Here is a 14,811-nt window from a genome sequence, read left to right on the forward strand (position 1 = left end):
TCGCAGTTATGCCCTGGCCGCCAATGAACAGGAGCTGACAGGTGTGATGAATATGGTCATGACCGTCGACACGCAGAACCATGTAGTGGACTGCTCAACCCAACGCGGAACGCTGTTGCCCAACGAGGGCCAGAACCAACTGCGTCAGGCCAAGCTGGCCAAACTGGTCACCGAGCTGTGCTGGACCACACTGTTTCCCGAGGTCTCACAAAAGGCCTTCGCTGATAACGAGGATTCCCAGGTGATTGTCGCCCCCATGGTGTTCACCCCTCTGATTGGGCTCTCGGAAGAACAGCAGCAACTGCAGAAAACCCGAATCGACCTCTATAGGCAGATCCGTTTCTTCCGCGAACAACTGTTTGCAGGGCATGACATCCAGAGCATTGGCGTCGCCAGCTTCCACTTCATTGCCGACGCACAGGGCAAAGTGAGTGAGTGCATGGTCAACCTGAATCAAAGCCCGTTCCGCTCACAGGGGTTCAAGGCAGATAGCGCGTTGCAGCAACGCCTCGCCACGCAGTGCAAACGGCTGGACCTGCGCCAGATGCCGGGATTTGCCAACCACCCTAAAGGCCTGCCCCTGGGTTATGTGCAGGTGGACTACAGCCCGTGGATGAATGGGCGCCGGGGCTGATAGCCAAACAAGGCGGCCGGTTTACCCGCGCAAGTCGTGAGCGGCAATGCGCAACCTGAGAGCATCAACTGTCACCACATTTGTGGTCAGAATCCCGTCTGATACGGGTAGCCGTGGCTTCAGGTATGGATGGGCAGGGCCAACCCGAAAAGTACAAAAAACCCACCACAGACGTTATTGAATCGGCGCCCGGTTCGGGCTAACCAAGGCCTGATCCGGTGCGCAGCGCTGGCCACTAGATACTCAACGGCGAACTCCACGACCGCGTAAGTCAGCGCGATGACGACCGTCTGCGCGATGATGCTTCTGTGGGGATTCAGGAACGGCGGGATAAACGCCATGAATAGCAGCAGTGCCTTAGGGTTTGAAATGGCTGATACCAGCCCTTGGCGGAACAGTGACCAACGTTGCAAGGTTGTTGTGCCGGTCGTATCAAGGCTGACGGGTGCAGCCCGCCACAGCCCGAAGCCCAACCAGATCAGATAGAGCCCGCCGACCACCTTCAAGGCTGTGAACCAGGTGGCCGACGCCTGGATCAGTGCGCCCAATCCCAACGCGCAAAGCGAAAGCACGACGGCAAAGCCGAGCACGCCACCGGTGATAGTGAACAGCGTTTTGCGACTCCCGTGAATAGCTCCATGGGTGAGCACCAACAATGCATTGGGCCCTGGTACTACCGCTATGCCGCAACAGGTAAACAGATAGAGCAACCAGGTCTCAAATGGCATGATCAGATCCAGTATGTGTTGGTTCAGGCCAGTATCTTGCGGGTGAGCAGCCATCATAAAAAGCGCATAATTCACGTCTTAGCCATTCGATTAACGAATAGAGGTAACAGCGATGCCTGCCAGTGATTTGCAGATCGATTGGCTCAAGTGCTTCGTGGCAGTGGTGGATGCAGGTTCGCTATCTGGCGCAGCCCACGAGGTAAACAGATCGCAGTCCGCCGTCAGCATGCAGATGAAGAAACTCGAGGCCGCGCTTGGACGGCGGTTGTTGAGTCGTGGCCCGAGGCACTTTCAACTGACCGCTGACGGCCAGACACTGCTGAGCTACGCCCGTCGCATGCTCGCACTGCACGCCGAGACCCAAGCGGCTTTTCATGGTGAAGAGTTGACCGGACGAATCCGCCTTGGCGTCGCGGAGGACTACGCGGCCAAGTATCTCACTCCGGTGCTGAAGCGCTTTTCGCCGCGTTACGCAGGCGTGGAAATAGAACTGACCTGTGAACAATCGACCACGCTTATCCCGCGTGTGCGAAGCGGCGATCTTGATCTGGCGCTGGTGTCCAGGGACTCGCCTCAAAGCGGAACATTTCTCTTCAAAGAACCGATGGTTTGGGTGGGCTCACCCCAGTTCGAACTGTGGAGGCGAGACCCGGTGCCTATCGCAGTCTACGAAAGTGAAAGCCTGGCCCGGCGTTATGCAGTGAACTCACTGACCCAGCAGGGACGCGAATTCAAGGTGGTGTACAACAGCTCCAGCCTTGCTGGCCAGGTGGCCGCAGTCGAGGGCGGACTCGCTATTGCCGCAATCACTCAGTGCAGCGTACAGGCCTCGCTTCACGTCTTAAGTAGCGAGCACGGCTTGGGAAACATTGAACCTATGGAAGTTTCGATTTTACGTAGCCGAGCCTCTCGCGGCTCTAAAGCGGTCAATAGCCTTCATGCTTTCATCATCAGCGCGCTAAGACTTCAGGCGTAGTCATCTGACTTTGGGGCGGTAGCAGGATGGAGGATGAGGTAGGGGGGCGCTGAAAGTGTATTTGCTCAGGAGGCCCTGCAAGCAGTACGTCACGCTCCTCAGAGAGCCCTACGCCTGCCTTTGTACAAGGCAAAAAAAAACCCGGAAATCCTCACTTGCGTGGGCCTTCCGGATTTTCTAAACCGCCAAAAATGGTGGGTCGTGTGGGATTCGAACCTACGACCAATTGGTTAAAAGCCAACTGCTCTACCAACTGAGCTAACGACCCGCTGTGTGGTGGCGCGTATAATACTGATTTCTAAGGATTATTCAACACCTTATTTTAAATAAATCAGAAATAACGCGTTGGGTCAGTAATTCCGGCCGCTTGGAAGCCTTCTGCACGTAGTCGGCAGCTGTCACATTTCCTACATGCACGACCGTCATTGTCTGCCTGGTAGCAGGAAACAGTCAGCGAGTAGTCGACACCAAGCCTTACACCCGCCTTGACGATATCCGCCTTGCTCAGGTTTTGCAGTGGCGCCTGGATACGGAAGCCGTGCCCTTCTACGCCCGCCTTGGTCGCCAGGTTGGCCATGCGTTCGAACGACTCGACGAACTCTGGACGGCAGTCCGGGTAGCCGGAGTAGTCGACGGCGTTGACGCCGATAAAGATGTCGCGGGCATTGAGCACCTCTGCCCAGCCCAGGGCCAGCGACAGGAACACGGTGTTGCGTGCCGGTACATAGGTGACCGGGATGCCCTCAGTGGGCGCCTCAGGCACGTCGATGGTGCTGTCGGTCAGGGCCGAGCCGCCAATGCCGTTGAGGTTCAGCCCAATCACCTTGTGCTCCACCACGCCGAGGTCGCGGGCGACACGGGCGGCGGCGTGCAACTCGGCATGGGAGCGCTGGCCATAGTCGAAGCTCATGGTATAGCAGCTGTAACCCTCGGCACGTGCCATCGCCACCACGGTGGCGGAGTCGAGGCCGCCAGACAGCAGGATTACGGCACGTTTTTGCTCAGTGGTTTGTTCAGTCATTTCAGCGTCCTGGCTCGTCGTTCCAAAGATATTTATGCAGCTGCAATTGCAGGCGCACCGGCAGGTTGTCCGCGACCACCCAATCAGCCAGGTCGCGAGCGTTCAAGTCATGGTGGCTTGGAGAAAACAGCACCTCGCCGGCGCGTCGGTCCAAACCGTACTGGATCAGCTTGGAATTGGCCCAGTCATAGTCGTCCCGTGAACAGATGACGAACTTGACCTGGTCGTTGGCGGTGAGCAACTCGATATTTTCATAGCGATTGCGATGCGCTTCCTTGGAGTCTGGCGTCTTCAGGTCAACCACTCGGCTGACGCGAGGATCGACTGCGGAAATATCCAGGGCACCGCTGGTTTCAAGGGACACCTCGTAACCGGCGTCACACAGCTGCTTGAGCAAAGGAATGGCATTGGGCTGGGCCAACGGCTCGCCGCCTGTAACACAGACGTAGCGCGGCTTGTAGCCTGCCACCTGCTCCAGGATATCGTCGAGGGTACGAATAGTGCCGCCGCTGAACGCGTAGGCACTGTCACAGTACTGGCAGCGCAACGGGCAACCGGTCAGGCGCACAAATACTGTGGGCAGGCCGGCAGTGCGCGTTTCACCCTGTAACGAGTAAAAAACTTCGGTGATGCGTAATGTGTCTTGCATAGTCGCCACGGGCGTAACAGCTAAACAGGCTGTCCGCCTCCGTCAGGCACTTCATGGGATCCCGGCAAAGCGTGAACCCCAAAAAGCGTATTTCATAAAAGGGCGTGGATTCTAACGAAAAAACCCGCGACAGGCGCGGGTTTCTTCCAAGCGGATCAGCAATGCTTACAAACGCTGCAAATCGCGCTGGGCCAACTGGGCGGCAGATGTGCCCGGGTATTGGGCCACCACTTGCTGCAGAATGCCTTTGACCTTGTCGGTATGACCCAGGCGGCGTTCTACATCAGCCAGTTTGTACAGCGAATCTGGCACCTTGGCGTGTTTGGGGTAAAGCTGGCTGACCTTGGCAAACGCCTGGCCTGCACCCTGCAAATCACCCTTGGCCAGGTTGACCTCACCCAACCAGTACTGGGCATTGCCCGCATACTGGCTGTTTGGATAACGACCCAGGAAAGCAGTGAACGCCTTGCTGGCCTTGTCGAAATCCTTGGCCTTGATCAGGTCGAAGGCTGCGTCGTAATACAGCTTTTCCTTCGCCGGGTCAGCCGGTTCGCTGCTGGCGGCAGGGGCCTGTGTGGCGCCTGCGGCTGCACCACCGGCGGCGCTTGCGGCGCCACCGGCAGAAGAATTATCAGGAGTAGCGGCTGGTGTAACGCCGGTTCCTATACGTCGGTCAAGATCCTGGTAACGCTCCAGGCCTTCTTGCTTGAGCTGACGCACCTCATTCTGCAGAACTTCAATGGTGCCTTGTTGCTGCGCCAATTGATCCTGCATGCGTTGCAGTTGGTTGAACAGTTCGCCCTGTGCCGAAGGAGCGGCCGTGGCCGCTCCCCCCGCATAGGCGCCGTTCGTGCCATAACCTGCAGGTGGATAGCTGCTCCCACTATTGTTATAGCCAGAGTTGCTATCTTCCACGGGAACCGCAGCCCACACCGCAAGCGGTGCGAGGCTGAGAGCCAATACGGTTACAACACGACGGCACGTTCGCATGACGAATTACTTACGCAGTTCGACGCGACGGTTTTGAGCCCAGGATTGCTCGTCGTTGCCGGTAGCAACTGGACGCTCTTCACCGTAGGAAACCAGTTCCAGCTGAGCTGGGGAAACGCCTTGCAGTACCAGGTAGCGCTGAACGGCTTTCGCACGACGCTCGCCCAGTGCCATGTTGTACTCACGAGTACCACGTTCGTCGGTGTTGCCTTCCAGCACAACGCGAGCGCCGTTACCTTTCAGGTCTTTCGCGTGAACGTCCAGAGCGCGCATGGCTTCTGGCTTCAGGTCCGAACTGTCGTATTCGAAGTAGAAAGTGGTGATCGCGCGCAGAGCAGCTTCTTCGCTCAGGGAGCCGTCAACTGCACCAGTGTTGGCGCCGTAACCAGCGTTTGGATCAACAGCTGCGCCTTCACCGGCATTGTCGCCGCCTTTAGACGAGCAACCAACGGCTACGGACAGAGCCAGAGCCAGAGCAGCAAACTTACCAAACTTCAGCATTTCCATCGTGAAACTCCTAATGAACCCCAGTGTGTTAAGTACTTCTTTTTGTAGCGCCGCGTCAGTTCAGGTAAGGGGACCAGGACGGTTCTCTGACTTCGCCTTGTGCGGTAGGAAGCGGGAGCCTTACGCGTCCATTAATGGACACGAGCATCAAGACTCCCCGGCCCTGCTGGCGGGTGGCGTAGATTACCATGGTGCCGTTGGGCGCAACAGTAGGCGACTCATCAAGAGTGCTATCTGTGAGGATTTTTACGCTTCCGCGCTGCAAATCCTGGGCCGCCACCTTGAAATTAGTGAAACCATCCTGGCGATGGATCATTACCAGGGTCTTTTCATCGGCCGAAAGCTTCGGATTGGCGTTGTAGTTGCCGATAAAGGTCACACGTTCTGCACCACCACCGCCAACACTGCTCTTATAGATCTGCGGTTTGCCGCCACGGTCTGATGTGAAGTAGATGGTCGAACCATCCTTGCCCCAGAACGGTTCAGTGTTGATGCCAGGGCCGGAAGTGACACGGGTGATCTGGCGCGAACCGAGGTTCATCACGTAGATATCCGGGTTACCGTCCTTGGACAGTACGAATGCCAGGCGATTGCCGTCCGGCGACCAGGCTGGTGCACCGTTCAAACCTTCGAAGTTGGTGATCTGCTCACGGCGGCCGGTGTCGATGTGCTGGACGAAGATGCGCGGACGCTTCTGTTCAAACGACACATAGGCGATACGCTTGCCATCCGGCGCAAAACGCGGCGACAGGATCGGCTCGCGCGATTGCAGCAGGGTCACTGCCCGGGCACCGTCGTAGTCCGAACGCTGCAGGGTGTAGCGCGTGTTGTTCACCGAGAAACGCTCAGCCGTCACGTACAACATGCGGGTAGAGAACGCACCTTTGATACCCACCAGTTTTTCGAACGACTGGTCGGCGATGTAGTGCGCCATGTCCCGCAGTTGGTCGACGCTGCCCGACACGCTACCGGTCAGCACTTGCTGCTCGGTGGCCACGTTGAACAGGGCGTATTGCACCTGCAGGCGACCGCCCGCTGGCACGATGCTGCCTACCATCAGGTACTGGGCGCCCAGGGCTTTCCAGTCACGGTAGATCACTTCGCTGCCTTGGGTCGGCTGGCTGATCATGTTCTGCTTCGGAATAGGCGCGTAGTAACCCGAGTTGCGCAGGTCATTACCAATGATTTCCGCCATATCGTCCGGCAGTACGCTACCGCCCTGCCAACCAAACGGCACTACTGCAATCGGGGTCGCCCGATCGCTACCGCTGGTTACCAGGATGTTCTTTTCATCCGCCGCCGCTATCCCTGCCATACAGCAAATAACGACAAGCATTCCTCGAAGAAGGTTTCTCACAAGGCTAGATCCTCAGGTGTGAATGTCATCTTGAATGAACGATAGGGAGCGAAGTCGCTTGGTTTCATTCCCTGCATCTCGGTCAACCGGCCAATGTTCTTGACCGCTGCAACCGCTGAACTGTCGAACGAACCGTCGCCACTGGACTTGGCCACGCTGACCGAAGTCACCGTACCGTCCGGCAACATGCCGATCTGCAGCACCACTGTCATGCCTTTGCGTGCCGAAGGTGGACGTGTCCAGCCCTCTGCTGCCCGCGCCCGAATCAGGTCGTCGAAACTGCCCGCGACTTCATCACCACGTTCATCGGCCAAGGCTTGCTGACGTTGCGGCGTGTCGGAAAGCAAATCAGCCAAGGCCTGGGCCTTTTTATCTTCGGCGGATTTACGCGCTGCTTCCTGGGCCTTTTTCTTCGAGGCATCGGCGGCAGCTTTCTTCTTCGCGTCATCGGCGATTTTCTTCTTCGCCTCGTCTGCTTCAGCTTTTTTCTTGGCGTCTTCGGCGGCTTTCTTCTTCGCGTCTTCGACTATCTTCTTCTTGGCTTCTTCAGCGGCCTTTTTCTTGGCCTCTTCTTCAGCCGCTTTCTTGGCTTCTTCTTCAGATTTCTTCTTGGCTATATCAGCCAATTGTTTCTCTTCGGCTTTTTTAGCTTCGGCAGCTTTCTCGGCTTTCTTGGCTTCATCAGCCTTTTTCGCCTCGTCGGCCTTCTTGGCTTCATCAGCCTTTTTCGATTCTTCGGCCTTTTGAGCCGCCTCGTCTTTCTTTTGTTCCGCAGCAGCCTTCACCGCTTCCTGCTCGACCTTCTTCTGTTCCATCTGTTCGACTTCAGTCTGGCGCGCAGCCGACTTCTGGGCCTCACCCGCAATCTTCTGATTGGTCTGGGTGGTGGCCTGACTCTTCGATTTCAGCTGATACAGGGTCGCCTGCACGATCGGCTTGGCTGGCGGCAGCTCCGGCGTCATGGCAAAGCTGACAAACAGCATGCCAAACACCAGAACGTGCAGGGCAATTGCCCAGACGCTAGGCCAGAAGAAGCTTTCCGAGGCGGACGGCTCTCGCTGTTGCTGCATCAGGGCGCCTCGGTAATCAAGCCAACATTACCGACCCCGGCCTTCTGCAGCCCGCCCATGGCGCCCATGACGGAGCCGTAGTCGACCGACTTGTCACCGCGGATGAACACCTGGGTGTGCTTGCCGCCTTCATTGCCGGCGCGGATGATCTTGGTCACCGCGTCGGTCATTTGCGGCAAGGTCATGGCCTTGTCCTGTTGCTTCTGGGTGTCGACTTCGCTGCCAAGGTTCCAGTAATAGGTCTTGTCAGCCTTGATCGAGATGGTCAGGACCTGGGTGTTGTTGTCCTGCGGCAAGGCTTCGCTGGAAACCTTGGGCAGATCAACCTTCACACCCTGATTGAGCATCGGCGCGGTCACCATGAAGATCACCAGCAGCACCAGCATCACGTCGATGTAAGGCACTACGTTCATCTCGGCGACCGGCTTGCGCTTTTTGCGAGCTCGAGCGATTAAAGCCATTGGGAATTACCTGCTTATTCTTCGCTGGTGTGCACTTTACGGTGCAGGATCGCCTGGAATTCATCGGCGAAGGTGTAGTAACGGCCAATCAGGGTTTCGCTGGTGGCGGCGAAACGGTTGTAGGCAATTACTGCGGGGATTGCAGCGAACAGGCCGATGGCAGTGGCGATCAGCGCTTCGGCGATACCCGGGGCCACGGTGGCCAGGGTCGCTTGCTGGGCCGTTGCCAGGCCACGGAAGGAGTTCATGATGCCCCATACGGTACCGAACAGACCGATATACGGGCTGACCGAACCGACGGTTGCGAGGAACGGCAGGCTCTGTTCGAGCTTTTCTTCCTCACGGGAGATCGCGACGCGCATCGCACGGGCCACGCCTTCCATGACCGCTTCCGGGTCAACGCCGGACTGCTGGCGCAGGCGGGAGAATTCCTTGAAACCGGCGCGGAAGATCTGTTCTACGCCCGAATCCGGGTCTGGGTTGCTGCCTGCCTGGCGATACAGCTTGGACAGATCGATACCCGACCAGAAGCGCTCTTCGAAGCTCTCCAGGGCACGTCGACCGGCACGCAGCAGGTTGCTGCGCTGAAAAATCATGACCCATGAGGTAACCGATGCGGCTACCAGGGTCAGCATCACCAGTTGAACCACGACACTGGCATTGCTGACCAGGCTCCACATGGAGGAATGGTCGACGACGGTAGGTTCCACGCTAAATCTCCTGCTCTGATTGTTTACCGGCGCCGCTCACGCCGGCAAAGGCCGCACGTAAAGCTTCGGGAATGGCCCGGGGTTTCAAACTATTGGTGCGCACACACGCCACCAGGAACTGCCCCTCACAGAGCAGCGTTGCATCCGTTGCCCGCCTGACCTGCTGTTTAAAGCGCAGGCTGACACGGTTCAATTCGATTACTTCGGCGCTGACCAGCAACTCATCGTCCAGTCGCGCCGGCGCGTGGTAACGGGCCTCGCTGGAATGCACGACAAATAACAGGTCCTCCCCTGCAAGCTGGGATTGGGCAAAGCCCAGCTCCCGCAGCCGCTCGGTTCGAGCCCGTTCCATGAATTTCAGGTAGTTGACGTAATACACGATGCCGCCCGCATCGGTGTCCTCGTAATAAACGCGACAGCGATGTGCGAACGACTGATCCCCGTTTTGCGCGCGCATACTCTAGTGCTTACTCCTCAGGTTGCCAATCCGGCCAGGCAACTGTTTTTCATTCTCTGCAACATTTCTAACGAAAGAATGACGACGCCAGCCACTAGGACAGCACAAACGTCGAATAAATCGACTCGCCATGCCTTTTTAATCGTCCACTGCATCGAGGAATTCGTCTACCACAGGCATCTCCCCCAATCGTGACGGAATGTTTAGCCCGAAGTGCAAATACGCATGGCGCGTGACCACACGGCCCCTCGGTGTACGCATGATGTAACCCTGTTGAATCAAGTAAGGCTCCAAAACATCCTCGATGGTATGGCGCTCCTCACTGATGGCAGCGGCCAGGCTGTCCACGCCCACCGGCCCACCATCGAATTTTTCGATCATGGTCAACAGCAGACGCCGGTCCTGATGATCGAAACCATGTTCATCAACGTCCAGCAGGTTCAGCGCCAGGTCGGCCACGGCCTTGGTGATATGCCCCTTGGCTCGCACTTCGGCAAAGTCCCGTACCCGACGCAGCAAACGGTTGGCGATCCGTGGCGTGCCACGGGCGCGCCGGGCAATCTCAAAGGCACCTTCCGGATCGAGCGGCAAACCGAGAATCCCCGCCGAACGACTGACAATCGTCGCCAGGTCGGCCGTGCTATAGAACTCTAGACGTTGAACAATGCCGAAACGGTCTCGCAACGGGTTGGTCAGCATACCCGCACGGGTGGTGGCGCCAACCAGGGTGAACGGCGGCAGATCCAGCTTGATCGAGCGCGCAGCCGGCCCTTCGCCAATCATGATATCCAGCTGGAAGTCTTCCATAGCCGGGTACAGCACCTCTTCGACGATGGGCGACAACCGGTGGATTTCGTCGATGAACAGCACGTCATGGGGCTCAAGGTTGGTCAACAGCGCGGCCAGGTCGCCCGGGCGCTCCAACACCGGGCCGGAGGTGCTCTTGATCGACACCCCCATTTCCTGGGCGATGATATTGGCCAGGGTGGTCTTGCCCAGCCCCGGCGGGCCGAAGATCAACGTGTGGTCCAGGGACTCGGCACGCCCGCGCGCTGCCTGGATGAACAACTCCATCTGCTCGCGCACGGTGGGTTGGCCGATGTAGTCGGCAAGGCTCAGGGGGCGAATGGCCCGATCCTGGACCTCTTCACGGTCGCGAGGGCCGGTGGCTGCAATCAGACGATCAGCTTCAATCACTTAAATCATTCCCTTCAGGGCTCGGCGGATCATGTCTTCGGCGCTCAGGTTCTTGTCCTTGATGGCTGACACTGCCTTGCTGGCTTCCTGGGGTTTGTAACCCAGGGAAATCAGCGCATTGACGGCGTCGCTTTCGGCACTGGCAACCTGCGCCGCCGGCAGATCCGGCTGGTTGGGTACCAGGGCAAACATGCTTGGCACCACTTCCCAGGCCTTGAAGCGGTCCTTGAGCTCTACCAGCAGGCGTTCGGCGGTTTTCTTGCCGACCCCCGGCACCTTGGTCAGTGCCGAGGTGTCCTGGGCCGAAACGGCACGCACCAACTCGTCCACTTCCAGGCTCGACATCAATGCCAGGGCCAATTTCGGGCCGACACCATTGAGGCGGATCAGCTCGCGGAAGAAGTCCCGGTCGCGCTTGCCAATGAAACCATAGAGTAGTTGCGCGTCTTCGCGCACCACCAGATGGGTGTGCAAGGTTATCGGTTCACCGACCGACGGTAGGCGATACAGGGTGGTCATGGGCACTTCCAGCTCATACCCCAACCCGTTTACATCCAGAATCAGGTGCGGCGGCTGTTTCTCAGCCAGGGTGCCGCGCAAGCGTCCAATCACGGTTCAGATCCTTAAAGCTTGAGGTCAGATCGAGGCCCGACCATAACGATTGCGCTGATGCTATCAGAGACGCAGGCGCCCGCCACGACTGCGTGCCGTACCGAGGCCGTGGGGCAGCAGGCTGGAACGGGTATGGGCATGGCAAATGGCGATGGCCAACGCGTCAGAGGCATCGATCTGTGGTTTTGACGTGAGCTTGAGCATGTGCATGACCATCATCTGCACCTGCTCTTTATTGGCCGCACCGGTGCCGACCACGGCCTGCTTGACCTGGGTCGCGGTGTATTCGGCGATTTCCATACCCTCCTCCGCCCCGGCAACAATGGCTGCGCCACGGGCCTGGCCCAGCTTCAGGGCCGAGTCGGCGTTCTTGGCCATGAACACCTTTTCAATGCCCATGGTCACCGGCCCGTAGGTCTGGATCACTTCGCGCACGCCGCGATAGACGATCTGCAAGCGCTCGGCCAGCTCGCCAGCGCCGGTACGGATACACCCCGAGGCGACGTAGATGCAGCCACGCGGCGTCTGCTGCACCACGCCAAAGCCGGTGATGCGCGAACCGGGGTCGATACCTAGGATTAAAGTCATAACGCCTGCGGGTTGGATAAACACATTTTTTGATACAGAGAAGATCCCATGTGGGAGCGGGCTTGCTCGCGAAAGCGGTACTTCAGTCACGCATGTACTGATTGACAGACCGCTTTCGCGAGCAAGCCCGCTCCCACATTTTGGCCTACACCAGCCTTCAGACTAGCTGTTCGGCGACGGATTCCGGGATGTCGGCATTGGAGTACACGTTCTGCACATCATCCAGGTCTTCAAGCATATCCAGCATCTTCAGCACTTTCTGTGCGCCATCCAGGTCCAGTTCGGCGCTGGTGGTCGGCAGCATGACGATTTCCGCGTCGGTGCCCTTGAAGCCAGCAGCTTCCAAGGCGTTACGCACCGCGTAGAAGCCGGCAAACGAGGTAAACACGTCGATGGAGCCGTCTTCGTTGGTCACCACGTCGTCGGCATCCGCCTCCATCGCGGCTTCCATCAGTGCATCTTCATCCGTCCCCGGCGCGAAGCTAATCTGCCCCTTGCGCTCGAACAGATAGGCCACCGAACCATCCGTACCCAGGTTGCCGCCACACTTGCTGAACGCATGGCGTACGGCAGCTGCAGTGCGGTTGCGGTTGTCGGTCATGCACTCGACCATTACCGCGACACCGCCCGGGCCGTACCCTTCATAGGTCAGTTCGACCATATCGTCGGTATCCGCCGCACCCGCACCACGGGCCACGGCGCGGTCGATGATGTCGCGACTCATGTTGGCGCCCAGGGCCTTGTCCAACGCCAGGCGCAGGCGTGGGTTGGAGCCTGGGTCACCGCCGCCCTGGCGGGCTGCGACGGTCAGTTCGCGAATCCACTTGGTGAAGATCTTGCCTTTCTTGGCATCCTGACGCTCTTTGCGGTGCTTGATGTTCGCCCACTTGGAATGGCCAGCCATAACACAACTCCGAAATTCTCTAGAAACCTTTCAATCCCACCCCAGGCAGGATTTCCCTCTTTTAAACGCAAAGGCGCATCCGAAGATGCGCCTTTTTGACTGCGTACAACCTTATTGCGCTTTCACGCCGCAGCCTTACTCAGCCTTCGGCGCCTCGCGCAGACGGATGTGCAGCTCGCGCAGTGCCTTGGCATCCACCACACCTGGTGCCTGGGTCATGACGTCCGCAGCACTCTGGGTTTTCGGGAAGGCAATTACTTCACGGATCGACTGGGCACCGGTCATCAACATCACCAGGCGGTCAAGGCCGAAGGCCAGGCCACCGTGGGGTGGAGCACCGTATTTCAGGGCGTCGAGCAGGAAGCCGAACTTCTCTTCCTGTTCCGCTTCGTTGATACCCAGCAGGCGGAAGACCGACTGTTGCATTTCTTTGCGGTGGATACGGATCGAACCGCCACCCAGCTCAGTGCCGTTGAGCACCATGTCGTAGGCACGGGACAGAGCGCCAGCCGGGTTGGCTTCCAGCTCTTGCGGCGTGCACTTGGGCGCGGTGAACGGGTGGTGCAGGGCGCTGAAGCTGCCGTCGTCGTTCTCTTCGAACATCGGGAAGTCGACGACCCACATCGGGGCCCACTTGCAGGTCAGCAGGTCGAGGTCGTGACCCAGCTTGATCCGCAGCGCGCCCAGGGCTTCGCTGACGATCTTGGCCTTGTCGGCGCCGAAGAACACGATATCGCCATCAACGGCACCGACGCGATCGAGGATCACATTGAGCTTGTCTTCCGGGATGTTCTTGACGATTGGCGACTGCAGGCCTTCAACACCCTTGGCACGCTCGTTGACCTTGATGTAAGCCAGGCCCTTGGCGCCGTAGATGCCGACGAACTTGGTGTAGTCGTCGATCTGCTTGCGCGGCATGCTCGCGCCGCCAGGCACACGCAGTGCGGCGATACGGCATTTCGGGTCGTTGGCCGGGCCGCTGAACACCTTGAAATCCACTTCCTTGAGCTGATCGGCAACGTCGACCAGTTCCAGCGGGTTACGCAGGTCTGGCTTATCGGAACCGTAGCGGCGCATGGCCTCTTCGAAGGTCATGTGCGGGAACTCGCCGAATTCCAGGTCCAGCACTTCCTTGAACAGGTTGCGGATCATTTCTTCGGTCAGGCCCATGATCTCTTTTTCATCGAGGAAGCTGGTCTCGATGTCGATCTGGGTGAATTCAGGCTGGCGATCGGCGCGCAGGTCTTCGTCACGGAAGCACTTGGCGATCTGGTAGTAACGGTCGAAACCGGCAACCATCAGCAGTTGCTTGAACAGCTGCGGCGATTGCGGCAGGGCGAAGAAGCTACCGGCGTGGGTACGGCTCGGCACCAGGTAGTCACGTGCGCCTTCTGGCGTAGCGCGAGTCAGGATTGGCGTCTCGACGTCCAGGAAGCCATTCTCGTCGAGGAAGCGACGGATGCTGGTGGTCATGCGCGAACGCAGGCGCAGCTTCTCGGCCATTTCCGGGCGACGCAGGTCGAGGAAGCGATAACGCAGGCGGGTTTCTTCGCCAACGTCAGAGAACTCGTTGAGTGGGAACGGCGGGGTTTCCGACTCGTTCAGCACTTCCAGTTCGTAGCCCAGGACTTCGATCATGCCCGACGCCATGTTGGCGTTGGTGGCACCGGCCGGACGCAGGCGAACCTTGCCGGTGATTTTCACGACGTACTCGCTGCGCACGCGGTCGGCGGCGGCGAAGCTCTCGGCGCGATCCGGGTCGAATACCACCTGGGCCAGACCGTCACGATCACGGATATCGAGGAAAATCACCCCGCCATGGTCGCGGCGACGGTGAACCCATCCGCAAAGGGTGATTTCCTGACCTTCCAGGGTCTCGTTCAGTTGGCCGCAATAGTGGCTGCGCATCATGGTAGTGGTTTCACTTCTCGTAATTCGAAATTCGGTGGA

The 14,811-nt window shown here is 58.4% G+C and carries 17 protein-coding genes and 1 tRNA gene; 2 read left to right on the top strand and 16 right to left on the bottom strand.

The genetic code is table 11. The annotated features are described in order from the left end of the window. Positions 1-46: 46 nt before the first annotated feature. Positions 47-634 (top strand): hypothetical protein, encoded by a 588-nt coding sequence (locus GDV60_RS20790; RefSeq protein WP_133715372.1) that lies wholly within the window; start codon positions 47-49, stop codon positions 632-634. Positions 635-753: 119 nt separating this feature from the next. Here GDV60_RS20790 and GDV60_RS20795 read toward each other — a convergent pair whose 3' ends face one another. Next, positions 754-1,362: a LysE family translocator gene (locus GDV60_RS20795; RefSeq protein WP_159909289.1), complete on the bottom strand. Its 609-nt coding sequence runs from the start codon at positions 1,360-1,362 to the stop codon at positions 754-756. A 112-nt stretch (positions 1,363-1,474) separates the two neighbouring features. Here GDV60_RS20795 and GDV60_RS20800 point away from each other — a divergent pair, with 112 nt between their 5' ends. Beyond that, a complete protein-coding gene (locus tag GDV60_RS20800; RefSeq protein ID WP_070994432.1) occupies positions 1,475-2,338 on the top strand; it encodes a LysR family transcriptional regulator in 864 nt (287 codons plus the stop codon). 192 nt (positions 2,339-2,530) lie between these two features. On the opposite strand, the gene GDV60_RS20805 is transcribed toward GDV60_RS20800, so the two are convergent. The 15 genes from GDV60_RS20805 to aspS form a co-directional block, all read right to left on the bottom strand. Beyond that, a tRNA-Lys gene (locus GDV60_RS20805) sits at positions 2,531-2,606 on the bottom strand. Positions 2,607-2,669: 63 nt separating this feature from the next. Then, positions 2,670-3,359: a 7-cyano-7-deazaguanine synthase QueC gene (queC, locus tag GDV60_RS20810; RefSeq protein WP_029300294.1), complete on the bottom strand. Its 690-nt coding sequence runs from the start codon at positions 3,357-3,359 to the stop codon at positions 2,670-2,672. A gap of 1 nt (position 3,360) precedes the next feature. After that, complete coding sequence (queE, locus tag GDV60_RS20815; RefSeq protein WP_029300296.1) at positions 3,361-4,008, bottom strand: 7-carboxy-7-deazaguanine synthase QueE; 648 nt, start codon at positions 4,006-4,008, stop codon at positions 3,361-3,363. A 165-nt stretch (positions 4,009-4,173) separates the two neighbouring features. Continuing rightward, positions 4,174-4,998, bottom strand: a complete 825-nt coding sequence (gene ybgF, locus GDV60_RS20820; protein ID WP_092237813.1) for a tol-pal system protein YbgF — start codon at positions 4,996-4,998, stop codon at positions 4,174-4,176. Positions 4,999-5,004: 6 nt separating this feature from the next. Further along, positions 5,005-5,505, bottom strand: a complete 501-nt coding sequence (pal, locus tag GDV60_RS20825) for a peptidoglycan-associated lipoprotein Pal (RefSeq protein WP_029300299.1) — start codon at positions 5,503-5,505, stop codon at positions 5,005-5,007. 55 nt (positions 5,506-5,560) lie between these two features. After that, entirely contained in the window at positions 5,561-6,841 is a 1,281-nt protein-coding gene (tolB, locus tag GDV60_RS20830; protein WP_169851059.1) for a Tol-Pal system beta propeller repeat protein TolB, read from the bottom strand. A 17-nt stretch (positions 6,842-6,858) separates the two neighbouring features. Beyond that, entirely contained in the window at positions 6,859-7,932 is a 1,074-nt protein-coding gene (tolA, locus tag GDV60_RS20835) for a cell envelope integrity protein TolA (RefSeq protein ID WP_029300302.1), read from the bottom strand. After that, positions 7,932-8,384, bottom strand: coding sequence for a protein TolR (tolR, locus tag GDV60_RS20840; RefSeq protein WP_162473200.1), 453 nt, complete (start codon positions 8,382-8,384; stop codon positions 7,932-7,934). Before tolR ends, tolA begins: the two co-directional genes overlap by 1 nt. A 23-nt stretch (positions 8,385-8,407) precedes the next feature. Next, positions 8,408-9,103: a protein TolQ gene (gene tolQ, locus GDV60_RS20845; protein ID WP_029300305.1), complete on the bottom strand. Its 696-nt coding sequence runs from the start codon at positions 9,101-9,103 to the stop codon at positions 8,408-8,410. A gap of 1 nt (position 9,104) precedes the next feature. Then, a complete protein-coding gene (gene ybgC / locus GDV60_RS20850) occupies positions 9,105-9,560 on the bottom strand; it encodes a tol-pal system-associated acyl-CoA thioesterase (protein WP_029300306.1) in 456 nt (151 codons plus the stop codon). A 138-nt stretch (positions 9,561-9,698) separates the two neighbouring features. Next, positions 9,699-10,757: a Holliday junction branch migration DNA helicase RuvB gene (gene ruvB / locus GDV60_RS20855; protein WP_029300308.1), complete on the bottom strand. Its 1,059-nt coding sequence runs from the start codon at positions 10,755-10,757 to the stop codon at positions 9,699-9,701. After that, entirely contained in the window at positions 10,758-11,369 is a 612-nt protein-coding gene (gene ruvA / locus GDV60_RS20860) for a Holliday junction branch migration protein RuvA (RefSeq protein WP_029300310.1), read from the bottom strand. A 63-nt stretch (positions 11,370-11,432) separates the two neighbouring features. Further along, positions 11,433-11,957: a crossover junction endodeoxyribonuclease RuvC gene (gene ruvC, locus GDV60_RS20865; protein WP_005790910.1), complete on the bottom strand. Its 525-nt coding sequence runs from the start codon at positions 11,955-11,957 to the stop codon at positions 11,433-11,435. 157 nt (positions 11,958-12,114) lie between these two features. Continuing rightward, a complete protein-coding gene (locus tag GDV60_RS20870) occupies positions 12,115-12,861 on the bottom strand; it encodes a YebC/PmpR family DNA-binding transcriptional regulator (RefSeq protein WP_029300315.1) in 747 nt (248 codons plus the stop codon). A 135-nt stretch (positions 12,862-12,996) separates the two neighbouring features. Further along, a complete protein-coding gene (gene aspS, locus GDV60_RS20875) occupies positions 12,997-14,772 on the bottom strand; it encodes an aspartate--tRNA ligase (protein WP_029300316.1) in 1,776 nt (591 codons plus the stop codon). Between the last annotated feature and the right edge of the window lie 39 nt (positions 14,773-14,811).

Origin of the sequence: Pseudomonas sp. DTU12.1, from assembly GCF_009873475.1 — a bacterium.
Lineage (GTDB): Bacteria > Pseudomonadota > Gammaproteobacteria > Pseudomonadales > Pseudomonadaceae > Aquipseudomonas > Aquipseudomonas proteolytica.